The sequence below is a fragment of the Gibbsiella quercinecans genome, from assembly GCF_002291425.1.
In the GTDB taxonomy this organism is placed as follows: domain Bacteria; phylum Pseudomonadota; class Gammaproteobacteria; order Enterobacterales; family Enterobacteriaceae; genus Gibbsiella; species Gibbsiella quercinecans.
The window spans coordinates 2,540,446-2,564,137 of the sequence record NZ_CP014136.1; the positions used below are offsets into that span (position 1 = coordinate 2,540,446).

16 protein-coding genes, 1 tRNA gene and 3 rRNA genes are annotated in these 23,692 nt (G+C 55.3%); 11 read left to right on the forward strand and 9 right to left on the reverse strand.

What is annotated here, in order from left to right; translation table 11 throughout:
- Nucleotides 1–22 precede the first annotated feature (22 nt).
- From mnmG to ravA, 5 genes are all read right to left on the reverse strand, one after another.
- Nucleotides 23–1,912, reverse strand: a complete 1,890-nt coding sequence (mnmG, locus tag ACN28Q_RS11745; RefSeq protein ID WP_095846517.1) for a tRNA uridine-5-carboxymethylaminomethyl(34) synthesis enzyme MnmG — start codon at nt 1,910–1,912, stop codon at nt 23–25.
- 382 nt (nt 1,913–2,294) lie between these two features.
- On the reverse strand, nt 2,295–2,735 hold the full coding sequence (gene mioC, locus ACN28Q_RS11750; RefSeq protein WP_095846518.1) for an FMN-binding protein MioC: 441 nt from the start codon (nt 2,733–2,735) through the stop codon (nt 2,295–2,297).
- A gap of 97 nt (nt 2,736–2,832) precedes the next feature.
- Complete coding sequence (asnC, locus tag ACN28Q_RS11755; RefSeq protein ID WP_095846519.1) at nt 2,833–3,294, reverse strand: transcriptional regulator AsnC; 462 nt, start codon at nt 3,292–3,294, stop codon at nt 2,833–2,835.
- Nucleotides 3,295–3,440: 146 nt separating this feature from the next.
- Entirely contained in the window at nt 3,441–4,904 is a 1,464-nt protein-coding gene (viaA, locus tag ACN28Q_RS11760; RefSeq protein WP_095846520.1) for an ATPase RavA stimulator ViaA, read from the reverse strand.
- A gap of 2 nt (nt 4,905–4,906) precedes the next feature.
- Nucleotides 4,907–6,415 (reverse strand): ATPase RavA, encoded by a 1,509-nt coding sequence (gene ravA, locus ACN28Q_RS11765; protein WP_095846521.1) that lies wholly within the window; start codon nt 6,413–6,415, stop codon nt 4,907–4,909.
- A 288-nt stretch (nt 6,416–6,703) separates the two neighbouring features.
- On the opposite strand from ravA, the gene kup reads away from it, so the two are divergent.
- The 7 genes from kup to rbsR all read left to right on the forward strand — a co-directional run bounded on the left by kup (nt 6,704) and on the right by rbsR (nt 14,633).
- Nucleotides 6,704–8,572 carry a low affinity potassium transporter Kup gene (kup, locus tag ACN28Q_RS11770; RefSeq protein WP_095846522.1) on the forward strand — a complete coding sequence of 623 codons (1,869 nt, stop codon included), beginning with the start codon at nt 6,704–6,706 and terminating at the stop codon, nt 8,570–8,572.
- A 173-nt stretch (nt 8,573–8,745) separates the two neighbouring features.
- Complete coding sequence (gene rbsD, locus ACN28Q_RS11775; protein ID WP_095846523.1) at nt 8,746–9,165, forward strand: D-ribose pyranase; 420 nt, start codon at nt 8,746–8,748, stop codon at nt 9,163–9,165.
- A 7-nt stretch (nt 9,166–9,172) separates the two neighbouring features.
- Nucleotides 9,173–10,687, forward strand: a complete 1,515-nt coding sequence (rbsA, locus tag ACN28Q_RS11780; protein ID WP_095846524.1) for a ribose ABC transporter ATP-binding protein RbsA — start codon at nt 9,173–9,175, stop codon at nt 10,685–10,687.
- Nucleotides 10,684–11,649 carry a ribose ABC transporter permease gene (gene rbsC / locus ACN28Q_RS11785; RefSeq protein WP_095846525.1) on the forward strand — a complete coding sequence of 322 codons (966 nt, stop codon included), beginning with the start codon at nt 10,684–10,686 and terminating at the stop codon, nt 11,647–11,649. The genes rbsA and rbsC overlap by 4 nt, the downstream gene beginning before the upstream one ends.
- Nucleotides 11,650–11,760: 111 nt before the next feature.
- Entirely contained in the window at nt 11,761–12,648 is an 888-nt protein-coding gene (gene rbsB, locus ACN28Q_RS11790; RefSeq protein ID WP_095846526.1) for a ribose ABC transporter substrate-binding protein RbsB, read from the forward strand.
- Nucleotides 12,649–12,701: 53 nt separating this feature from the next.
- Nucleotides 12,702–13,628 (forward strand): ribokinase, encoded by a 927-nt coding sequence (rbsK, locus tag ACN28Q_RS11795; protein ID WP_095846527.1) that lies wholly within the window; start codon nt 12,702–12,704, stop codon nt 13,626–13,628.
- 3 nt (nt 13,629–13,631) lie between these two features.
- On the forward strand, nt 13,632–14,633 hold the full coding sequence (gene rbsR, locus ACN28Q_RS11800; RefSeq protein ID WP_095846528.1) for a ribose operon transcriptional repressor RbsR: 1,002 nt from the start codon (nt 13,632–13,634) through the stop codon (nt 14,631–14,633).
- On the opposite strand, the gene mdtD is transcribed toward rbsR, so the two are convergent.
- The gene (gene mdtD, locus ACN28Q_RS11805; protein ID WP_095846529.1) at nt 14,630–16,048 is read right to left on the reverse strand and encodes a multidrug transporter subunit MdtD; all 1,419 of its coding nucleotides are present in this window, start codon (nt 16,046–16,048) and stop codon (nt 14,630–14,632) included. The two genes, rbsR and mdtD, sit on opposite strands and share 4 nt — an antisense overlap.
- A 31-nt stretch (nt 16,049–16,079) precedes the next feature.
- A complete protein-coding gene (locus ACN28Q_RS11810; RefSeq protein WP_095846530.1) occupies nt 16,080–16,781 on the reverse strand; it encodes a FadR/GntR family transcriptional regulator in 702 nt (233 codons plus the stop codon).
- 471 nt (nt 16,782–17,252) lie between these two features.
- On the opposite strand from ACN28Q_RS11810, the gene ACN28Q_RS11815 reads away from it, so the two are divergent.
- From ACN28Q_RS11815 to rrf, 4 genes are all read left to right on the forward strand, one after another.
- A 16S ribosomal RNA gene (locus ACN28Q_RS11815) occupies nt 17,253–18,794 on the forward strand.
- Between the two features lie 186 nt (nt 18,795–18,980).
- A tRNA-Glu gene (locus tag ACN28Q_RS11820) sits at nt 18,981–19,056 on the forward strand.
- Nucleotides 19,057–19,241: 185 nt separating this feature from the next.
- Nucleotides 19,242–22,151: ribosomal RNA gene (locus tag ACN28Q_RS11825) — 23S ribosomal RNA — on the forward strand.
- Nucleotides 22,152–22,259: 108 nt separating this feature from the next.
- Nucleotides 22,260–22,375, forward strand: a 5S ribosomal RNA gene (rrf, locus tag ACN28Q_RS11830).
- Together the 16S, 23S and 5S rRNA genes with 1 tRNA gene alongside form the textbook arrangement of a ribosomal RNA operon.
- Nucleotides 22,376–22,482: 107 nt before the next feature.
- Here the strand turns inward: rrf and mobB are convergent.
- Together mobB and mobA are read right to left on the reverse strand one after the other, a co-directional pair.
- The gene (gene mobB / locus ACN28Q_RS11835; protein WP_095846531.1) at nt 22,483–23,013 is read right to left on the reverse strand and encodes a molybdopterin-guanine dinucleotide biosynthesis protein MobB; all 531 of its coding nucleotides are present in this window, start codon (nt 23,011–23,013) and stop codon (nt 22,483–22,485) included.
- Entirely contained in the window at nt 23,006–23,599 is a 594-nt protein-coding gene (mobA, locus tag ACN28Q_RS11840; protein ID WP_095846532.1) for a molybdenum cofactor guanylyltransferase MobA, read from the reverse strand. Before mobA ends, mobB begins: the two co-directional genes overlap by 8 nt.
- Nucleotides 23,600–23,692 lie beyond the last annotated feature (93 nt).

A 23,692-nucleotide genomic window follows, 5' to 3' on the forward strand; every position in this document is an offset into this window, starting at 1 on the left:
AAAGCCGGCCGCATAACAAGGCTTATGCGCTGCGGCGCAGCAACCCTTGTTTTTTCAGCCACACCAACAGGATGGAAATGGCGGCCGGGGTAACGCCGGAAATACGCGAAGCCTGGCCGATCGAGTTGGGTTTGTGATCGTTGAGCTTGGCGATCACTTCATTGGACAGGCCGGAAACCTGGCGGTAATCAAGATCCAACGGCAGCACCGTATTCTCGTTGCGCAGTTGCTTTTCGATCTCATCCTGCTGCCGGGCGATATAGCCTTCGTATTTTACCTGGATTTCCACCTGCTCTGCGGCCTGCGTATCCGCCAACGCCGGCGCGAAAGCGTCAATCGCCGTCAGGGCGGTGTAATCCATTTCCGGCCGGCGCAGCAGATCTTCGCCGTTGACCTCGCGCGATAGCGGCGCTTTCAGCAGTGCGTTCACCTGCGCAATATTTTCAGCATGCGGATGCGCCCAGATATCACGCAGGCGCTGGCGTTCCCGCTCAATACGCTCCACTTTTTCGCTATAGCGCGCCCAGCGAACATCGTCCACCAGGCCCAACTGCCGGCCTTTTTCCGTCAGGCGCAGATCGGCGTTGTCTTCACGCAGCATCAGGCGGTATTCCGCCCGTGAGGTGAACATGCGGTACGGCTCTTTGGTGCCCAGGGTGCTGAGATCGTCCACCAGCACGCCAAGGTAGGCCTCGGAACGCGCAGGCGCCCAACCTTCCTCATCCGCGGCAAAGCGGCCGGCGTTCAGGCCGGCAAGCAGCCCCTGCGCGGCGGCTTCTTCGTAGCCGGTGGTGCCGTTAATCTGGCCGGCGAAGAACAACCCCTGGATGAATTTGCTTTCCAGGGTCGGCTTCAGATCACGTGGATCGAAGAAGTCATATTCAATGGCATAGCCTGGGCGCACGATGCGGGCGTTTTGCATCCCTTCCATCGAACGGACAATTTGCATCTGTACATCGAACGGCAGGCTAGTGGAAATGCCGTTCGGGTAAATTTCATTGCTGGTCAGCCCTTCCGGCTCCAGGAAAATCTGGTGCGCGTTACGATCGGCAAAGCGCATGACTTTGTCTTCGATCGACGGGCAGTAACGCGGCCCGATCCCTTCGATGATCCCGGCGTACATTGGGCTGCGATCGAGGTTATTGCGGATCACCTCATGGGTTTTCTCATTGGTGTGCGTGATGTAGCACGGCATTTGCTGCGGGTGCTGGCTGGCACAACCCAGGAATGAGAATACCGGCGTTGGGGTGTCGCCATGCTGTTGCGCCAGCACGCTGAAATCGATAGTGCGTGCGTCGATGCGCGGCGGGGTGCCGGTTTTTAATCTGTTAACGCGAAGCGGAAGTTCCCGCAGGCGACGAGAAAGCGCGATCGAAGGCGGATCCCCTGCGCGGCCACCGCTGTAGTTTTCCAGCCCGATGTGGATCTTGCCGTCCAGAAAGGTGCCAACGGTCAGCACAACCGCCTTGGCGCGGAATTTCAGCCCCATTTGGGTTACAGCGCCGACGACACGATCGTTTTCCACGATCAGATCTTCCACCGCCTGTTGGAAGATCATCAGGTTCGGTTGGTTCTCCAGGGCGGTGCGCACAGCCTGCCGATACAGCACCCGATCGGCCTGAGCGCGGGTGGCCCGTACCGCAGGGCCTTTACTGATGTTTAGTATCCTAAACTGGATGCCGGCATGATCGATCGCCGTTGCCATCAGGCCGCCGAGCGCATCAATTTCTTTAACCAGATGCCCTTTGCCAATGCCGCCAATCGCTGGGTTACAAGACATTTGCCCAAGCGTGTCGATATTGTGTGTCAATAATAAGGTTTGACGCCCCATACGAGCAGCAGCCATTGCTGCTTCGGTGCCTGCATGGCCGCCACCGATGATAATGACGTCAAAATGATCTGGATAAAACATGGAACTCACCTCGGAGTACGTGCGAACGATCGTTATTTGCCCTGGGGACGGGGATTCTACTCAAGTTTAGACGGCCCGCCAAGTGGCCAGGATCGTCCGGTAATTAAAAGAAGATCTTTTTTATTTAAAGATCTCTTTATTAGATCTCTTATTAGGATCGCGATCTTCTGTGGATAAGTGAATATTCATGCCTAATATCAGCTGATTAAGGAGGATCGTTAGCTGTGAATGATCGGTGATCCCATCACGAATAAGCTGGGATCTAAAACGGGTGTTATGCACAGGACAAAAAGCATACAGCAGTTGTTATTTGGATAACTACCGCTTATACGCCGCTTTTAAGCATAGTTATCCACAAGTGAACGCGTGATCTTTATGCAAATTAGAGCAAATTAATCCAGTTTTTGATCCATTCTGCTGCCGGATCCTCGGGAATTTCATGCTTGGTGATGTCGATCTCAAGACGATCGCCGATCCTTTTCGCACCCAATGCGCTAAATTTCTCGTCGATCAATTTGATCGCGCCGCAAAAGGTGTCGTATTCGGAACTGCCCAGACCAACGGCGCCAAATTGCACTCCCGAGAGATCCGGTTGCTGTTCTTCTATCTGTTCCAACAGCGGTTGTAGGTTATCCGGCAGTTCACCTGCGCCGTGCGTCGAGCTCACCACCAACCAGCGGCCAGACAATGTCAGTTCATCCAGTTCAGGGCCATGCAGCATTTCGGTAGAAAAGCCGGCTTCTTCCAGTTTTTCTGCCAGATGTTCGGCCACATATTCCGCGCTACCCAGCGTGCTGCCACTGATCAGGGTTATGTCTACCATGAATGAATGATCCCAGCGATTCGAAAAGAGGCTGCATTGTACGCTGTGAATCGGCTGGGATCTACCTGTGGATAATAGGGGTATAGAAAATCATCGGCTAAGGGGTGATGGTACGCATAATGGGGTTTTGCAACGAGATTAGCGTTTCCGTTGACTGGATCTCATCAATGGTTTGGATCTTGTTGATAAGTACCAATTGCAGCGCATCGATCGAGCGGCACATCACCTTGATGAAGACGCTGTAATGCCCGGTGGTGTAATAGGCTTCCACCACTTCTTCCAGGCTTTCCAGCTTTTTCAACGCGGAAGGGTAATCCTTGGCGCTTTTTAAAATGATGCCGATAAAGCAGCACACATCGTAGCCCAGCTTCTTGGGGTTCACGTCGATACGGGCGCCGGAAATGATGCCCGCCAGCTTCATTTTTTCTACCCGAACGTGGATGGTGCCTGGGCTGACGGCAAACGCCTTGGCCAGTTCCGCATAGGGGGTGCGCGCATTCTCCATTAGAGCGTTGAGAATGCCGCGATCGAGATTATCGATCTGATAAGTTTCCGCCATGCTGTTTCTCTTTATTGATGAATATCGAATTGATCGGGTTTTAAGATGGAATAGTGGACGGCGAATAGCAACTTCCGTTAGCGAAAATTGAGTGCTGGCGGCACGTTTTTGCGCAACGGTGAATGGTTGGAGTGGTGAGGAAAGCCTTAACGCTGCCAGCGGCGCAGCAGGCGGCTTTTCAGGCTGGTATCAAAGCGCCAGATGTGATCAAAGATCCGCATGATGCCCGGTTTGCCATAGGCCGACATCGCCACCGCGTGGAAACGCTGCTGGTGGCTTTGCTGCTGGCGCTTGACCTTGTTAATGGTTTCGTCAGGCAGGCGTTGAGCGATGAAATCGGAAATAATCACCGCATCAGCGTCAACCCAACCGCTTTCGGCCATTTTATCCACGCTGGCGTTCAGACAGGCGGCCAGATCGGTGCCGCCGCGAAAATGCTGGCCGAGGAAGCGCACGGCCTGTTCGATGCCGCTGGCGGCGGTGAGTTCATAATGGACGATCTGGTTGGCGAACAGCATGATGTAGCAGCGCCGATTATCCGCCAGCGCCACGCGCAGCAGCGCCAGGCAGAAAGCTTTGGCACACTGCTCGTTAAACCCGCCCATAGACCCCGAGGTATCAACGCAGACAATAAAAGGCCCGCGCGGTTGCCGATCCTGCTGTTGGTGGATCACCGGCCGCATCACGGTTTTTTCGTGCCAGGCATCGCCCTGCAGGCGATAGCTTAGCAGCTGTTTTTCCAGCAGGCGGCGGTAAAATTCGAACTCTAGCTCTTCAACCCCCAGCATCGCCAGCTCGGGGGGAAGCAAGCGCAGGATGTCGTCGCTTTGGTGAATGCCGTTAACTTCTTCCGGCAGGGTGGCCGGCGTACGCACCAGGCTGCGAAACGGTTCCAACAGGGCATCAGGCTGCGGTACGCTTTTTGCCTCGTAGCTGCGGCCCAGTTGCTGCGCGAGCTTTTTCAGCTCTGGCTGCGTTTGCAGAAACTGGCCATATTCCACCAGCCGCTGGTAATCGCCGCGCTGTAGCTTGCCTTTACTCATGTCCCACAGCCGCCCGGCTGCGGTGTCGTTTTCGGCCAGGATTGGCTCCAGCGAGCCGCTGAGCGCCAGGCGTTCCTGCAGTTCCGCCATCAGTTGTTCCCGCTCCTGCTCCAGCAACTGATGATGCAGCAGTGTGGCCTGTAATGTCAGGCTAATGCGCCAGCGTTGTAGGAATAGCGTCTGAAAGCTGTCATCAAGGGGATGATTGGGCAAATCCGCGGCGTCGACCAGCCGGCGAGCCTGCTCATAAAAAGGAGAAACCAACTGCTGCAGCAGATCCAGCGTGTCATTCAGGTTTTGGTAAAACTGGCTGTTACTTTCCAACTGGCATTGCTGATAGCGATAAAACTCCTGTGCCAGCGCCGGTGGCACCATCGCCTGGTGGAGCCGCTCTTTTAAACGCAGTTTCCATTGTGGCAGATCGCGATCCAGCGCCCGCCGCATTGCCGGGAACTTCTTGAAAAAAACCGCAAGCTGCGGCAACGCCAGCATGGCGACGATCGTGTCTTCGATCAGTTCGCCTTCGGCGATCGCCAGCAACAGATCGAGCGTTTCCAGATTGAGCATGTTTACCGGCCGCGCATCTGTTGTTGCAGTTGTTTAAGCTGTTCAGATACCTGCAACAGGCTGGATTCAATTTTGGCCAGGCCTTCCGCCGGGGTAAACAGGCATGGCTGATGCTGGCTGAATAATCGCCGCTGTTCCGCCAGCCGCAGCGCCAGCGTATCCAGCTCGTCCTGCAGTTCCGGCGGCGTGCTGCCGCTTGGGCCACCGGGCAGGGCGAGCAGCGCCGGCTGGCGGCTGACGTCCAGTACGCACAGATACTGTTGGTTATCCACCAGCAGATCGATTTGCTGCGCAAAACCAATGCCGTTCAACTTGGCGCGCACCTCTCCGCCCTTCTGCAACCAGTTTTCCAGGGCGCTGTTTTCTATACTTAGGTGGGTCACCTGTATGTCGTGCAGCTTTAATGGCGTTTGCAGCAGCAGGGTTTGGCTGGTGCCACTGAGCGCTTCTTTCAACGCATACTGCGGCCGGCGGCTGAACATGCCGCTTTTTTTCTCCAGTTGGATTGCCCTGCGTTCGCTTTGCTGCTGCTGGTGCTGCATCCAGCGGCTATGCAACTGCTGCAGTTGCAGCAAGTGGGTCTGCTGTTGATACGCCTGCTCGGCCAGCAACTGATCCACCTGCTGCTGCAGGAGTTTCAGCGAAGCCAGATCGTGCCACAGGCAATCTTTGAGCAGCATCAGATCGATAGGCGCAATGTTATCCCGGCCGCTGAAAAAGGCGCAGGCCTGCAGCAGGCGTAGCGCTTTTTTCCAACGGCGATCGGAAATATAGGGCGCTTGCTCCAGGGCATCCAGCCGCTGGCGCAGTTGGAAAATCAGTTCGAAGCAGTGTTCCGGCAGCGCCACTCGATCAATCTGCCCTTGCCATTGCAGGAACTCTTGGTCGCTGATGCTCAACGCCTGCGGCACCGGGTTGTCGTGGTCGTTCTGGCGGTTGGTCAACAATGCGTGGAAGTTCTGCTTATCTTGCACCTTGTCCAGCCACAGGCGAATCAGCATGCGATCGTACAGCGCTTCCAGGCTGTTATCGGCTTCCGGCAACTCGTTGGATGCGGCGATCAGCAGGCGCAAGGGGATCGGCTCCTCACTGTTGCCGTTGCGGAAGCGGCGCTCATTGATGGCGGTCAACAGGGTGTTGAGGATCGCTGGGCCGGCCTTCCAGATTTCATCCAGGAAGACGATCTCCGCCTCCGGCAGATAGCCGGCGGTCAGGCGCTGATAGCGCCCTTCGTCCTTTAGCGCCTGAATGGATAGCGGGCCGAACACTTCTTCCGGGGTGGAGAAGCGCGTCATCAGATATTCAAATGAACGTGCATTGCGAAAGGCAAACTTCAGGCGGCGGGCTATCAGGCTTTTGGCGATGCCCGGCGGGCCAAGCAAAAATACGCTCTCGCCGCTTAGCGCGGCCAACAGGCACAAGCGGATTGCTTCCTGCCGTTCATACAGGCCACTTTCCAGCGCATTGCTGAGACGGGAAATGCGTTCTGCCAAATGTGATGAAGAGACCATAGATTTATCGTATTGTCCGTTAGTTGACCAAACTTACTTAAGCGACTAATACTAAAACAGTACCGTTTTTAATGATATAGATTATTGATTAGTAATAAATTTCTTTGAGTTAATCGATATTTGGCGTGTCTTTTTGCCTTTTTGGCGGGTCTATTAAAGAGTAGGCAAGTAGTAGAATTCGTGCATACTGTGCGCTTTTTAGTGGGCGTAACGGATCTTGGAGCCCGCATCTATTGGATCGATACAGGGCGTATCGGCTAAGGGATGTACTCACAAAAGAAACGAATTATGAGCACAGAAAACAAGCAATCATTATCCGCGGTCACGTTGGCTGCCATCGGGGTGGTGTTCGGTGATATTGGTACCAGTCCTCTTTATACGCTGAGAGAGTGTTTTTCCGGCCATTATGGCTTTGAGGTTCGCCCGGATGTCGTTTTTGGCTTCCTCTCCCTGATTTTCTGGATGTTGGTGATCATTGTTTCGCTGAAGTATCTCACTTATGTGATGCGAGCAGACAACGCCGGGGAAGGGGGTATCCTCACATTAATGTCGTTGGCCGGGCGTAATACGTCGGCGCGCGCCACCTCGATATTGGTGATTTTGGGCCTGATCGGCGGCAGCTTTTTCTATGGTGAGGTGGTGATTACCCCGGCCATTTCGGTGATGTCGGCGATTGAGGGGCTGGAAATTGCCGCGCCTTCGTTGGACACCTATATTGTCCCACTCTCAATACTGGTGCTGACGCTGCTGTTTGCAATCCAAAAGCACGGTACCGGCAGCGTTGGCAAACTGTTTGCTCCGGTGATGCTGATTTGGTTCTTTTCCCTGGCGGTGCTGGGCATCCGCAGCATCATCGTCAACCCCGAAGTGCTGCAGGCGCTGAACCCCAAGTGGGCGCTGAACTTCTTCCTTGAATACCAAAAGCTGTCCTTCTTTGCTCTGGGGGCGGTGGTGCTGTCGATCACCGGTGTTGAAGCGCTGTATGCCGATATGGGGCATTTCGGGAAATTCCCTATCCGCCTGGCGTGGTTTTCACTGGTGTTGCCTTCGCTGGTGCTAAATTACTTCGGCCAGGGGGCGCTGTTGCTGAAAAACCCCGAAGCGATTAAAAACCCCTTCTTCCTGCTGGCGCCGGACTGGGCTTTGATTCCATTGCTGATTCTGGCAACCCTGGCGACAGTCATCGCTTCACAGGCGGTGATTTCCGGGGTGTTTTCGTTGACTCGCCAGGCGGTTCGCCTGGGGTATCTGTCGCCGATGCGCATTATCCATACCTCGGAGATGGAGTCTGGCCAGATCTACATTCCGGCGATTAACTGGCTGCTGTATATCGCGGTGGTGCTGGTGATCGCCAGTTTTGAACACTCCAGCAATCTGGCTGCGGCGTACGGTATCGCCGTTACCGGTACCATGGTGTTAACCAGCATTCTGGTGACCTCTGTGGCGATTAAAAACTGGCACTGGAAGCGTTTTCTGGCGATCGGCATTCTGGCGATCCTGCTGTTTATCGATGTGCCGATGTTTACCGCCAATGCCTTGAAGCTATTCTCCGGCGGCTGGCTGCCGCTGACGCTGGGCCTGGTGATGTTCATCATCATGACCACCTGGAAGAGCGAGCGTTTCCGCCTGCTGCGTCGTATGCATGAGCACGGCAATTCTCTGGAGGCGATGATCGCCTCGCTGGAGAAATCGCCGCCGGTGCGTGTCTCGGGCACCGCGGTGTTTATGTCGCGTGCGACGACGGCCATTCCTTTCGCCCTCTTGCATAACCTCAAGCACAACAAAGTGTTGCATGAACGGGTGGTGCTGCTGACGCTGCGCACTGAAGACGCGCCTTACGTGCACAACGTGCGCCGTGTGACCATTGAACAGCTTTCGCCTACCTTCTGGCGGGTGGTGGCCAGCTACGGTTGGCGCGAAACGCCAAACGTTGAGGAGATTTTCCACCGCTGCGGGCTGGAAGGGTTGCCGTGCCGGATGATGGAAACCTCGTTCTTTATGTCCCACGAATCGCTGCTGTTGGCCAAGCGCCCCTGGTACCTGCTGCTACGCGGCAAACTGTTCATTGCGCTTAGCCGCAACGCCCTGCGGGCCGCCGACCAGTTCGAAATCCCGCCTAACCGCGTTATCGAGCTGGGCACCCAGATCGAAATCTAGCCGCCATCTTGCCAGGGCCCAGCATTCGCTGGGCCCTTTTCTTTGCCTCTTCGATTGCACAGCGAAACGTTTCGATAACGATCACAATTTTGCATCATTTTTGTTGCCACATGTTGGTTTTTTTTTAAACTCCTCTCACCAGCGAAACGTTTCGCCAGTAAGCAGAGGAAAACATGAAAAAGGGTGCGTTATTGAATGCTGAAGTCTCTGCGGTGGTATCCCGTCTTGGCCATACCGATCAGCTCACGATTGGCGATGCAGGGTTACCGATCCCGGCGGCAACGCAGCGTATCGATCTTGCGCTGACCCAGGGTATCCCTTCGTTCTTACAGGTTTTTGCTGCCGTTACGCAGGAGATGCAGGTGGAGAGCGCGATTCTGGCGGAGGAAATCGTGAAGCAAAACCCGCCGCTGCATGAAGCGTTATTGGCGCAGTTGTCCATGCTTGGCCAGAGCCAGGGGAATACCGTTAGCGTGCGTTATATCAGCCATGCGGAATTCAAAGCGCAAACGGCCTACAGCCGGGCGGTGATCCGCAGCGGGGAGTGTTCCCCCTATGCCAATGTGATCCTGTGCGCCGGCGTAACCTTTTGAGGCATTTATGCAACCTTTACTGCAACTAAAAGGAATTGATAAGGCCTTCCCCGGGGTGAAAGCGCTGTCTGGCGCCGCGCTTAGCGTTTATCCCGGCAAGGTGATGGCGCTGGTGGGGGAAAACGGCGCCGGCAAATCCACCATGATGAAAGTGTTGACGGGGATCTACAGCAAGGATGCCGGCAGCCTGCAGTTTTTGGGGAAAGAGGTGGCGTTCAACGGGCCGAAAGATTCCCAGGCAGCCGGCATCGGCATCATCCATCAGGAACTGAATCTGATCCCGCAGTTGACCATCGCGGAGAATATCTTTCTTGGCCGCGAATTCGTTAACCGCTGGGGCCGTATCGATTGGAAACGCATGTATGCCGAGGCCGACAAGTTGCTTGCCAGGTTGAACCTGCGTTACAGCAGCCATCGGTTGGTGGGCGAGCTGTCGATTGGCGATCAGCAAATGGTGGAAATCGCCAAGGTGATGAGTTTTGAATCGCAGGTGCTGATCATGGATGAACCAACGGATGCCCTGACGGATACCGAAACCGCCTCCCTGTTCAAGGTGATTAACGAACTGAAGGCCCAGGGGCGCGGCATTGTTTATATCTCCCATCGCCTGAAAGAAATTTTTGAAATCTGCGATGACGTAACGGTTTTTCGCGATGGGCAGTTCATTACCGAACGCCCGGTTGCCGAACTGCAGGAAGATACGCTGATCGAACTGATGGTGGGGCGCCGGCTGGAAGAGCAGTATCCGCGCCTTAATCTGCCGCGCGGCGAAAAACGGCTGCAGGTCAGCCACCTTTCCGGCCCAGGCGTGGATGACGTCAGCTTTTCCCTCTGCCGCGGTGAAATTATCGGTGTGGCGGGGCTGATGGGCGCCGGGCGGACGGAGTTGATGAAGCTGCTTTACGGCGCGGCGTTGCGCTGCGGCGGCTCGGTGCAGTTGGATGGCCGTGAAGTGCTGGCCCGCACGCCGCAGGATGGCCTGGCGAACGGCATTGTTTATATCTCGGAAGACCGCAAACGCGATGGGTTGGTGCTGGGGATGTCGGTAAAGGAAAACATGTCGCTGACCGCGCTACGTTATTTCAGCCGCGCTGGCGGCAGCCTGAAGCATGCCGCAGAGCGGCAGGCGGTGGGGGATTTTATCCGCCTGTTCAACATTAAAACGCCGACCCTGGATCAACCCATCGGCCTGCTTTCTGGCGGCAATCAGCAGAAAGTGGCCATCGCCCGCGGCCTGATGACCCGGCCGAAGGTGCTGATCCTGGACGAGCCAACCCGCGGTGTCGACGTTGGCGCCAAGAAGGAAATTTATCAACTTATCAACCAGTTCAAGCAGGAAGGGCTGAGCATCATCCTGGTGTCTTCCGAAATGCCGGAGGTCATGGGCATGAGCGATCGCATCCTGGTGATGCACGAAGGGCGCCTTAGCGGCGAGTTCCCGATTGAACAGGCCACCCAGGAAGCGCTGATGGCCGCGGCCGTTGGCAAGCAATACGGCGAAAGCAGGAGTAATCGGATATGAGTTCCCAAACTATCGCAGCAAAGCGCTGGTTCAGTAAAGAATGGCTGTTAGAGCAGAAATCGCTGATTGCGCTGCTGGTTTTGATCGCGGTGGTTTCATCCATGAGCCCCAATTTCTTTACCCTGAACAACCTGTTCAACATTCTGCAGCAGACGTCGGTTAACGCCATTATGGCGGTGGGGATGACGCTGGTGATCCTGACTTCCGGTATCGATCTTTCGGTGGGATCGCTGTTGGCGCTGACCGGCGCCGTCGCTGCGTCGATCGTGGGCTTCGAAATCAATGCGCTGGCGGCGGTTGCGGCGGCATTGGCGCTCGGCGCGGCGGTGGGGGCTTGCACCGGGGTGATTGTCGCCAAGGGCAAGGTACAGGCGTTTATCGCCACCCTGGTGATGATGCTGCTGTTGCGCGGCGTCACCATGGTGTACACCAACGGCAGCCCGATCAACACCGGTTTCTCCGGCGTGGCGGATACCTTTGGCTGGTTTGGCATTGGCCGCCCGCTTGGCGTGCCCACGCCAATCTGGATTATGGCGATCGTTTTTATCGCTGCCTGGTACATGCTGCACCACACCCGGCTGGGGCGCTATATCTATGCGCTGGGGGGCAATGAAGCGGCAACCCGCTTGTCCGGCATCAGCGTGGATAAGGTCAAAATCATCGTCTATTCGCTGTGCGGCCTGCTGGCGGCGCTGGCCGGAATTATTGAAGTCGCGCGCCTTTCCTCTGCCCAACCCACCGCCGGTACGGGCTATGAGCTAGATGCCATTGCGGCGGTGGTGCTGGGCGGCACCAGCCTGGCCGGCGGCAAGGGGCGCATCGTCGGCACGCTGATTGGCGCGCTGATTTTGGGTTTCTTGAATAATGGATTGAATTTATTAGGTGTTTCTTCCTACTACCAAATGATCGTGAAAGCGATAGTGATATTGCTGGCGGTATTGGTAGATAACAAAAAGCAGTAGGCGAGTAACGCGGCGGGTTTGCCATAAATTGCGGTTGAGCACGCCAGGCGGCGTTATGCCGTTGCCCATTGCTGATTAGCCTAACTCACCTCCCCTACAGGAATGACGACCATGAAAATGAGAAAATTGGCCACTTTAGTTTCCGCACTCGCGTTAAGCGCGAGCCTGAGTGCCAACGCGTTGGCGAAAGAGACTATCGCGCTGGTGGTTTCCACACTGAACAACCCGTTTTTTGTTTCGATGAAAGACGGTGCGCAGCAGGAAGCCAACAAGTTAGGTTATAACCTGGTGGTTCTGGATTCCCAGAACAACCCGGCGAAAGAGCTGGCGAACGTGCAGGATCTGATGGTGCAGAATCCGAAAGTGCTGCTGATTAACCCCGCGGATTCCGATGCGGTTGGCAACGCCATCAAAATGGCCAATCAGGCCAAGATCCCGGTGATAACCTTGGATCGCGTTGCATCTGCCGGCACCGTCATTAGCCATATCGCTTCCGATAACCGCGCCGGTGGTAAGATGGCTGGCGATTTCATCGCCGGCAAGGTTGGCGCAGAAGCTAAAGTGATCCAACTGGAGGGCATCGCCGGTACTTCCGCCGCCCGCGAACGTGGCGAAGGGTTCAAACAATCGCTCGATCAGCACAAGTTCAAACTGCTGGCCAGCCAGCCGGCGGATTTTGATCGCACCAAGGGGCTGAATGTCATGCAGAATCTGTTGACCGCGCACCCGGACGTGCAGGCGGTGTTTGCCCAGAATGACGAAATGGCGCTGGGCGCTCTGCGGGCGCTGCAAACCGCCGGTAAAACGGATGTGGTGGTGGTCGGTTTCGACGGCACCGCCGATGGCATGAAGGCGGTGGAGGGCGGCAAGCTGGCGGCAACGGTGGCGCAGCGCCCGGATCAGATTGGTGTGATTGGTGTGGAAACCGCTGATAAAGTATTGAAAGGCGAGCAGGTGCCGGCGACGATCCCGGTTGCCTTGAAACTGGTCACGCAATAAGTCAGTTGTGCCGGCGCCGCAACGGCGCCGGCAAACAAGCAGGAATCAATAGGATGGAAACAGGAAAGCTGGTGGTTCTCGGCAGCATCAATGCTGACCATATCCTTAACGTTGAGCAATTTCCCACCCCGGGCGAAACGGTGATCGGGAAGCAGTATAAGGTCGCCTTCGGCGGCAAGGGCGCCAATCAGGCGGTGGCCGCAGGGCGCTGTGGGGCGAATATCGCTTTTATCGCCTGTGTTGGCGGGGATGATATCGGTGCACGCATCCGCCAGCAGCTGGCCGCCGATCGCATCGACACCCGGCCGGTAGAGGCGATTGCCGATAGCACCACCGGCGTCGCGTTGATTTTCGTTAACGGCGAAGGTGAGAACGTTATTGGCATCAACGCCGGCGCCAACGCGGCGGTGACGCCCGATTATCTGGGCCGCCATCGGCAAACCATTATCGACGCGGAGGCGCTGCTGATGCAGTTGGAATCCCCGCTGGAGACGGTGATCGCCGCCGCCAACCTGGCAAAACAGCATCATACCCAGGTTATTCTCAACCCGGCGCCGGCGCGTGACCTGCCCGACGCCTTACTGGCCATGATTGATATCATTACTCCGAATGAAACCGAGGCCCAGCGCCTGACCGGGGTTGCGGTAAACAGCGATGAAGACGCGGCGCGTGCCGCACAGGCCCTGCACGGCAAGGGGATTGCGACGGTCATTATCACCCTGGGGCGCCGCGGCGTTTGGCTGAGTGAAGGTGGCAACGGTAGACGGGTTCCCGGGTTTAGCGTGCAGGCGGTCGATACCATTGCGGCGGGTGACACCTTCAACGGCGCCCTGGTTACTGCGTTGCTGGAAGGGCGGCCAATGGGCGATGCGGTGCAGTTTGCCCATGCGGCGGCGGCCATTGCCGTAACCCGGCCCGGCGCACAGCCCTCGGTGCCGTGGCGGCAAGAGATAGACGCCTTTTTACAGCAGCAGGAGTGATCCTTGGCTACAATGAAAGACGTTGCCCGCCTGGCGGGCGTCTCAACTTCCACGGTTTCGCACGTTATCAACAACAACCGTTTTGTCAGCGACGGGGTGCGTAACAAGGTCATGGCGGCTGTCGAACAGCTCAACTATGCGCCCTCCGCGCTGGCGCGCAGTTTGAAGATCAAGCAAACCCGCACCATCGGCATGCTGGTCACCTCCAGCAATAACCCGTTTTACGCAGAAGTGGTGCGCGGCGTTGAGCGCAGTTGCTATGAGCGCGGCTATAGCCTGATTCTGTGTAATACCGAAGAAGATATGGCCCGCATGCACCGCAGCATGGAAACGCTATTGCAAAAGCGCGTTGATGGGCTGTTGTTGATGTGTACCGAGAACCATCGCCCGCCGCAGGATGCGCTGAGCCGTTATCCCTCGCTGCCTATCGTGATGATGGACTGGTCCCCGTTTGCCGGTGCCAATGACATTATCCAGGATAACTCGTTGCTTGGCGGTGAAATGGCAACCGAATATCTGATCGCCTGCGGCTACCGCAAAATTGCCTGTATCGCCGGGCCGCAGGATAAGGCCACCGCACACCACCGTCTGCAAGGCTATCGGAATGCGATGCGGCACGCCGGGTTGGCGATATTGCCGGGGTATGAAGTGCATTGCGATTTCGAATTTGAAGGCGGCGTTAGCGCCATGAAGCAACTGCTGGCGTTGGCGGAGCCGCCGCATGCGGTATTTGCCGGCAATGACGCAGTGGCGGTTGGGGTTTATCAGGTGCTTTTCCAGGCAGGCCTTCGCGTGCCGCAGGATATCGCGGTGATGGGCTACGATGATATCGAGCTGGCGAAGTATCTGGCGCCGCCGCTAACCACCATCCATCAGCCAAAAGATTCCCTGGGGGAACTGGCGGTTGATGCGTTGATCAACCGCCTGCAAAACCCGGAGCGCGAAGCCCAGGTTTTGGTACTGACGCCCGAGCTGGTGGTGCGAGCTTCCGTCGCCCGCCGTTAGCCTGCGTTGCTGGCGGCTTTGCCCCCTTTTGGCCGATTGGCGATCAGGTTACGGCCATCCCTCTTTTTCAGCAGCGTAAAGACCAATGCCGAGATCACCGTAACGATGCCCATGGTGATAAAGGTGTAATGAAAATGGTCGATGATGGTGCCTGGCGCCGTCGCTTCGTAAAAACGCAGCACCGCTGCGCTGATGGCCACGCCAAAGCTGATGGAGAGTTGCTGGGTGACGGCCAGCACGCTGTTACCCGCGCTGGCATTGCCATCGTTCAGATCGGCCAGGCTGATGGTATTCATCGAGGTAAACTGGGTGGACATCGCCATGCCTAAAATAAAGAGCGGCAGGATCAGTAGCCACAGCGGCATGGTCGGGCTTTGCAAAGAAAACTGTGCAATCAACAGGCCGATTATCACGGTGATCACCACCAACGTTTTCCGGTAACCCAGCCAGCGCAACACGTGCGTTACGGTGGATTTCGCCGTTAATGAGCCGATCGCCGTCGGCACCATCATGCAGCCCGCCACCAGTGCCGAATAGCCGAAGCCAACCTGCAGCATCAACGGAATAAGGAAGGGCACGCAGCCGGTGCCCAGGCGCGAAGCGACGTTGCCGGCGATGCCGACGGAAAATGTGCGCGTCTTGAATAAGCCTAACTCGATCAGCGGCTGGGGATGGCGGCGGGCGTGGGCGATATACCCCACAAGCATGGCGATACCACAAAGCATTACGCCAAGGCAGATATAGCTCGCCAGCACGCGCTCGCCCAACAGCTCAAGGCTCATCGAAACCAGCACCAGGCTAAAACCAAACAGCATGAAGCCAAAGAAATCGAACGGCCGCTTGGGCGTAGTAAAATCCGGCATATATTTGCGAGCGTAGAGAATGCCCAGCAGGCCGATGGGGATATTAATCAGGAAGATCCAATGCCAGGTCGCGTAAGTCACCAGCCAGCCGCCGAGCAGCGGCCCCACCACCGGCCCAACCAGCCCGGGCATGGTGACGAAGTTAAGCACTGGCAGCAGTTCACTGCGCGGATAAGCGCGCAGTAGCGCCAGCCTGGCGACCGGCATCATCATTGCGCCGCCAACCCCTTGGATCACCCGGGAGATCACCAGAAACGTCAGCGTGGGCGACATGGCGCACAACAGCGAACCAAGGGTAAACAGCGAGACGGCGAAGATGAATACGCGCCGGGTGCCAAACCGATCGGCCAACCAGCCGCTGAGCGGGATAAGCATGGCCACCGTCAGCGTATAACTGATGACCGCCGACTGCATCGCCAGCGGCGAGCGTTCAAGGCTGACGGCGATGGCCGGCAATGCGGTGTTGAGGATAGTGGCATCCAACGCCTGCATAAAGAACGCTATGGCAGCGATCCACGGTAGCCCAGCCATACTGCGCGCGGATTTGGTCATTATTATTCCCTGAGTAATAGATGTGTCGTCTTTATATAGAAAGTTCGTCTTTTTCGTTTAACAGAACTTGGCAAGCGATCTGTGCCGTTGCGCCGTCGCTGGCTAAGATGGCATCGACGATGGCCTGGTGGTGGTTCAACTTGAGCACTTCATTGCCGGTGATGGCGCGGAAATAGCTTTGATATACCGAGCTGAACAGATTGGCGAACGAGGTCAGGAACGGGTTGGCGCTGGCTTCATAAATCAACTGGTGGAATTGTGTATCCACTTCTATCCAGCGTTCCCGATCAAAATCGGCATGCAGCGCCCGCATTTCCGCCATCAGCGCGGCCAACTGGTTTTTTTGTTGTTGATTGGCGTGAGTGGCCGCCAGCGAGCAGGCGTGGGGCTCCAGTGAATTGCGCAAGATAAGGAAGTGTTGCATCACCTGATCGAAGTTTTCCTGCGTCATCCACCAGTTCAGCAGGTCCTGATCGAGGAAATTCCAATTGCTCTGCGGCATGACCCGGGTGCCGATGCGTGGGCGGGGCAGCAGCATGCCTTTGGCCGCCAGTATTTTCACCGCTTCACGCACGGCAGTGCGGCTCACGCCGAATTGCTCGCCGATTTCTATCTCGCCAGGAAGGATGCTGCCTGCCGCATATACGCCAGCAAGGATCTGTTGGCCGAGTTTTTCCGCCAAAAGATAAGAAAGATTTCGTTGGGCGGCTTGTTGCTGGGCAGTAAATTGCATCGCTGCGGATCCTTGGCTGTCTCGTTACTTTTCATTTTACGCTACAGATTGCGCCTTATTGTGCCTGCTGGTGGAAAATGTGGCACGAAAACGCCGTTTTTTTCGCCTTTTGGCGAAAAAGCACCCGGTTGGAAAGTTTTTTTAAATTAGGGGTTGCAGGCTGCCGGGAAGTCCCTATAATGCGCCTCCACTGACCGGGAACAACGACTGACAAGCCGCCGGGTCAGCAAGACGAAAGCGAAATAAACGCTTGACTCTTCGGGCTAAAAGCGTAGTATACGCAGCCCACGCCAGCGACTTTATCGCGGCGACGCTCTTTAACAATTTATCAGACAATCTGTGTGGGCACTCACAAGACGATATCCAGCACCTTCGGGTGCAAAAAAATATCAAGTCTTGAAGAGTGACTAACTGAAGTAAAATTCATGCAGTAAATCTTCGAGCAGCTATTAACTTAGCAAATCAAGCTTTTAATTGAAGAGTTTGATCATGGCTCAGATTGAACGCTGGCGGCAGGCCTAACACATGCAAGTCGAGCGGCAGCGGGAGGAAGCTTGCTTCCTCGCCGGCGAGCGGCGGACGGGTGAGTAATGTCTGGGAAACTGCCCGATGGAGGGGGATAACTACTGGAAACGGTAGCTAATACCGCATAACGTCGCAAGACCAAAGTGGGGGACCTTAGGGCCTCACACCATCGGATGTGCCCAGATGGGATTAGCTAGTAGGTGGGGTAATGGCTCACCTAGGCGACGATCCCTAGCTGGTCTGAGAGGATGACCAGCCACACTGGAACTGAGACACGGTCCAGACTCCTACGGGAGGCAGCAGTGGGGAATATTGCACAATGGGCGCAAGCCTGATGCAGCCATGCCGCGTGTGTGAAGAAGGCCTTCGGGTTGTAAAGCACTTTCAGCGAGGAGGAAGGGGTGATGGTTAATAGCCATTATCATTGACGTTACTCGCAGAAGAAGCACCGGCTAACTCCGTGCCAGCAGCCGCGGTAATACGGAGGGTGCAAGCGTTAATCGGAATTACTGGGCGTAAAGCGCACGCAGGCGGTCTGTTAAGTCAGATGTGAAATCCCCGGGCTTAACCTGGGAACTGCATTTGAAACTGGCAGGCTAGAGTCTCGTAGAGGGGGGTAGAATTCCAGGTGTAGCGGTGAAATGCGTAGAGATCTGGAGGAATACCGGTGGCGAAGGCGGCCCCCTGGACGAAGACTGACGCTCAGGTGCGAAAGCGTGGGGAGCAAACAGGATTAGATACCCTGGTAGTCCACGCTGTAAACGATGTCGATTTGGAGGTTGTGGCCTTGAGCCGTGGCTTCCGGAGCTAACGCGTTAAATCGACCGCCTGGGGAGTACGGCCGCAAGGTTAAAACTCAAATGAATTGACGGGGGCCCGCACAAGCGGTGGAGCATGTGGTTTAATTCGATGCAACGCGAAGAACCTTACCTACTCTTGACATCCACGGAACTTGGCAGAGATGCCTTGGTGCCTTCGGGAACCGTGAGACAGGTGCTGCATGGCTGTCGTCAGCTCGTGTTGTGAAATGTTGGGTTAAGTCCCGCAACGAGCGCAACCCTTATCCTTTGTTGCCAGCGGTTCGGCCGGGAACTCAAAGGAGACTGCCAGTGATAAACTGGAGGAAGGTGGGGATGACGTCAAGTCATCATGGCCCTTACGAGTAGGGCTACACACGTGCTACAATGGCATATACAAAGAGAAGCGATCTCGCGAGAGCAAGCGGACCTCATAAAGTATGTCGTAGTCCGGATTGGAGTCTGCAACTCGACTCCATGAAGTCGGAATCGCTAGTAATCGTAGATCAGAATGCTACGGTGAATACGTTCCCGGGCCTTGTACACACCGCCCGTCACACCATGGGAGTGGGTTGCAAAAGAAGTAGGTAGCTTAACCTTCGGGAGGGCGCTTACCACTTTGTGATTCATGACTGGGGTGAAGTCGTAACAAGGTAACCGTAGGGGAACCTGCGGTTGGATCACCTCCTTACCGAACGATATTGAAATGTGCAGTGTCCACACAGATTGTCTGATGAAAAATAATGAGCATGAAAACCCTTTCGTTGAAAGGCGGACGGGCTGATGAGTCGTTAACACATCGGCCGCTTGAATTTGCCAGCAAATTCGCGCCTTTACACGGAAATAGCAAATCAGTGATTTGCTAAGCAATTTCCGTGTCCCCATCGTCTAGAGGCCTAGGACACTGCCCTTTCACGGCTGTAACAGGGGTTCGAATCCCCTTGGGGACGCCATTCCGATAATGAGTGAAAGACATTATCACCGAATATCTTAAAGATGACTTTAACGAGTCGTGTTTAAGATATTGCTCTTTAACAATCTGGAACAAGCTGAAAATTGAAATGATGAATAATCGAAAGATTATTCACGAGTCTCTCAAAAGCGCACAGCCGATGATGGAAACATCTTCGGGTTGTGAGGTTAAGTGACTAAGCGTACACGGTGGATGCCTAGGCAGTCAGAGGCGATGAAGGGCGTGCTAATCTGCGATAAGCGTCGGTAAGCTGATATGAAGCGTAATAACCGGCGATACCCGAATGGGGAAACCCAGTGTGTTTCGACACACTATTGCATGGTGAATCCATAGCCATGCAAGGCGAACCGGGGGAACTGAAACATCTAAGTACCCCGAGGAAAAGAAATCAACCGAGATTCCCCCAGTAGCGGCGAGCGAACGGGGAAGAGCCCAGAACCTGAATCAGTTTGTGTCTTAGTGGAAGCGTCTGGAAAGTCGCGCAGCAAAGGGTGATAGCCCCGTACACCAAAAGGCATGAATTGTGAGTTCGATGAGTAGGGCGGGACACGTGTTATCCTGTCTGAATATGGGGGGACCATCCTCCAAGGCTAAATACTCCTGACTGACCGATAGTGAACCAGTACCGTGAGGGAAAGGCGAAAAGAACCCCGGCGAGGGGAGTGAAATAGAACCTGAAACCGTGTACGTACAAGCAGTGGGAGCCTTGATTTATCAGGGTGACTGCGTACCTTTTGTATAATGGGTCAGCGACTTATATTTTGTAGCAAGGTTAACCGCATAGGGGAGCCGTAGGGAAACCGAGTCTTAACTGGGCGTCAAGTTGCAAGGTATAGACCCGAAACCCGGTGATCTAGCCATGGGCAGGTTGAAGGTTGGGTAACACTAACTGGAGGACCGAACCGACTAATGTTGAAAAATTAGCGGATGACTTGTGGCTGGGGGTGAAAGGCCAATCAAACCGGGAGATAGCTGGTTCTCCCCGAAAGCTATTTAGGTAGCGCCTCGTGAACTCATCTTCGGGGGTAGAGCACTGTTTCGGCTAGGGGGCCACCCCGGCTTACCAAACCGATGCAAACTGCGAATACCGAAGAATGTTATCACGGGAGACACACGGCGGGTGCTAACGTCCGTCGTGAAGAGGGAAACAACCCAGACCGCCAGCTAAGGTCCCAAAGTCATGGTTAAGTGGGAAACGATGTGGGAAGGCATAGACAGCCAGGATGTTGGCTTAGAAGCAGCCATCATTTAAAGAAAGCGTAATAGCTCACTGGTCGAGTCGGCCTGCGCGGAAGATGTAACGGGGCTAAACCATGCACCGAAGCTGCGGCAGCGACGCTCAGGCGTTGTTGGGTAGGGGAGCGTTCTGTAAGCCGTTGAAGGTGGCCTGTGAGGGTTGCTGGAGGTATCAGAAGTGCGAATGCTGACATAAGTAACGATAATGCGGGTGAAAAACCCGCACGCCGGAAGACCAAGGGTTCCTGTCCAACGTTAATCGGGGCAGGGTGAGTCGACTCCTAAGGCGAGGCTGAAAAGCGTAGTCGATGGGAAACAGGTTAATATTCCTGTACTTGGTGTTACTGCGAAGGGGGGACGGAGAAGGCTAGGCTGGCCGGGCGACGGTTGTCCCGGTTTAAGCGTGTAGGGGTGTAGTCCTGGTAAATCCGGATTACTGTAACCCTGAGGCGTGATGACGAGTCACTACGGTGGCGAAGCAGTTGATGCCCAGCTTCCAGGAAAAGCCTCTAAGCATCAGGTAACATCAAATCGTACCCCAAACCGACACAGGTGGTCAGGTAGAGAATACTCAGGCGCTTGAGAGAACTCGGGTGAAGGAACTAGGCAAAATGGTGCCGTAACTTCGGGAGAAGGCACGCTGGCGCGTAGGTGAAGTCCCTTGCGGACGGAGCTGAAGCCAGTCGCAGATACCAGCTGGCTGCAACTGTTTAATAAAAACACAGCACTGTGCAAACACGAAAGTGGACGTATACGGTGTGACGCCTGCCCGGTGCCGGAAGGTTAATTGATGGGGTCAGCCGCAAGGCGAAGCTCTTGATCGAAGCCCCGGTAAACGGCGGCCGTAACTATAACGGTCCTAAGGTAGCGAAATTCCTTGTCGGGTAAGTTCCGACCTGCACGAATGGCGTAATGATGGCCAGGCTGTCTCCACCCGAGACTCAGTGAAATTGAACTCGCTGTGAAGATGCAGTGTACCCGCGGCAAGACGGAAAGACCCCGTGAACCTTTACTATAGCTTGACACTGAACATTGAGCCTTGATGTGTAGGATAGGTGGGAGGCTTAGAAGTGTGGACGCCAGTCTGCATGGAGCCAACCTTGAAATACCACCCTTTAATGTTTGATGTTCTAACTCGGCCCCCTGAGCGGGGGTGAGGACAGTGTCTGGTGGGTAGTTTGACTGGGGCGGTCTCCTCCCAAAGAGTAACGGAGGAGCACGAAGGTTAGCTAATCCTGGTCGGACATCAGGAGGTTAGTGCAAAGGCATAAGCTAGCTTGACTGCGAGAGTGACGGCTCGAGCAGGTGCGAAAGCAGGTCTTAGTGATCCGGTGGTTCTGAATGGAAGGGCCATCGCTCAACGGATAAAAGGTACTCCGGGGATAACAGGCTGATACCGCCCAAGAGTTCATATCGACGGCGGTGTTTGGCACCTCGATGTCGGCTCATCACATCCTGGGGCTGAAGTAGGTCCCAAGGGTATGGCTGTTCGCCATTTAAAGTGGTACGCGAGCTGGGTTTAGAACGTCGTGAGACAGTTCGGTCCCTATCTGCCGTGGGCGTTGGAAGATTGAGAGGGGTTGCTCCTAGTACGAGAGGACCGGAGTGAACGCACCGCTGGTGTTCGGGTTGTCATGCCAATGGCATTGCCCGGTAGCTAAGTGCGGAAGAGATAAGCGCTGAAAGCATCTAAGCGCGAAACTTGCCTCGAGATGAGTCTTCCCTTGGACCTTGAGTCCACTAAAGGAACGTTTAAGACTAAGACGTTGATAGGCTGGGTGTGTAAGTGCAGCGATGCATTGAGCTAACCAGTACTAATGAACCGTGAGGCTTAACCTTACAACACCGAAGGTGTTTTAGAGACTTGACAGAGATTTTTGGCTTGTTTGCAGATTGGTTTTGGTGGTTGTGTGAAAGCACACAACGGCCGGAATGAAACAGAATTTGCCTGGCGGCAATAGCGCGGTGGTCCCACCTGACCCCATGCCGAACTCAGAAGTGAAACGCCGTAGCGCCGATGGTAGTGTGGGGTCTCCCCATGCGAGAGTAGGACACTGCCAGGCATCAAATCCAGTAGAAAGCCCCGTGCATCAGCGCGGGGCTTTTTGCGTTGTGGGCCATAGATCGGCACGGCCTGTGCTGTGATTAGCCGTGCCGTTAGGAAGATCCCTCACCAGGCATCAGCTTTTTTCAACCACGATGCGATAAATGCCGCAATGGCCAGCGGTTGGTTCAGATCCAAGCGTTGCACGTTGCCTGCTATGGTAATAGGGCTATCGCTGGCTACCGCAAGAGTATTGCTATCCAGCATATCTGCCAGGGGGCGCCCCATACTTTCACGGTAGAGGACAATTTTGCTTATTGGCTCATGTTTGAAGCCTTCTACCAGGATCACATCAAGCTTATTGTTGTCGAAACGGCTGGCTAAATAGTGCAGATCCAATGGCCGCTGCTCGGGGGTCTCTGTCATAAGTGCCCAGCGGCGATCGCTGGAAACTAACGTCTGATCGGCGCCCGCCTTACGCAATTCATAGCTGTCTTTACCGGGCGTATCCACATCCATATTGTGATGCGTATGCTTAATCAACCCGACCTGAATATCCATCTGCTTTAGCAGCGGTATCAATTGTTTGAGCAGGGTGGTTTTGCCGGTGCCACTGTAAGCGGCGATAGCCAATAACGGGATCGGAGTGTTACTCATTTGCCATCCCTCGGTTTTGTAGCCAATGTTGACCGTCGGCCGGCGTATTGATATTGATGAATGCGGCTTTTTGATTTGCAAAGATCACCCGCTGTGCGTTTATTTGGTTCATGAACAGCATCAGTTTGCGCTCCCCGCTGGCCAGGTAGCCGGCCAACGCCGGCGCTAAAGCGGTATGCAACAGTGCAAGCGTAGGGTGATCGCGCTCACCGTCACTGGCGTAGGCCGCCAGCGCTTTACCTTTCTGCCGCCAAAGCTGTTCAACCAAGTCTGTTGGTAAACCCGGTACGTCGCAGGGTGCAAATACGGCCCATTGCGTTGCGGCATATTGCAATCCCGCTAACATGCCGGCCAGCGGGCCGGCAAAGTCAGGGTCTACATCGCCAATGACCGCTAAGCCGCTTTCCCGGTAACGGGCCGCATTGCGGTTAGCGTTGATAGCCATCTGGCCAACCTGCGGTTTTAACCGTGATAATACATGTTGGTACAGGGGGATCCCCCCGAGCTGAACCAACCCCTTATCAACGCCCCCCATCCGGGTACCGCGCCCGCCGGCGAGGATAATACCGGTGATTTCTGTCTGCATAATCAATATTTCATCCGATGACTAACATGCTGATTGTAGCGCTAAAGTCACCAAGACATCAGGATTTACCTTTATTGACAAGCTGCGTCTTTC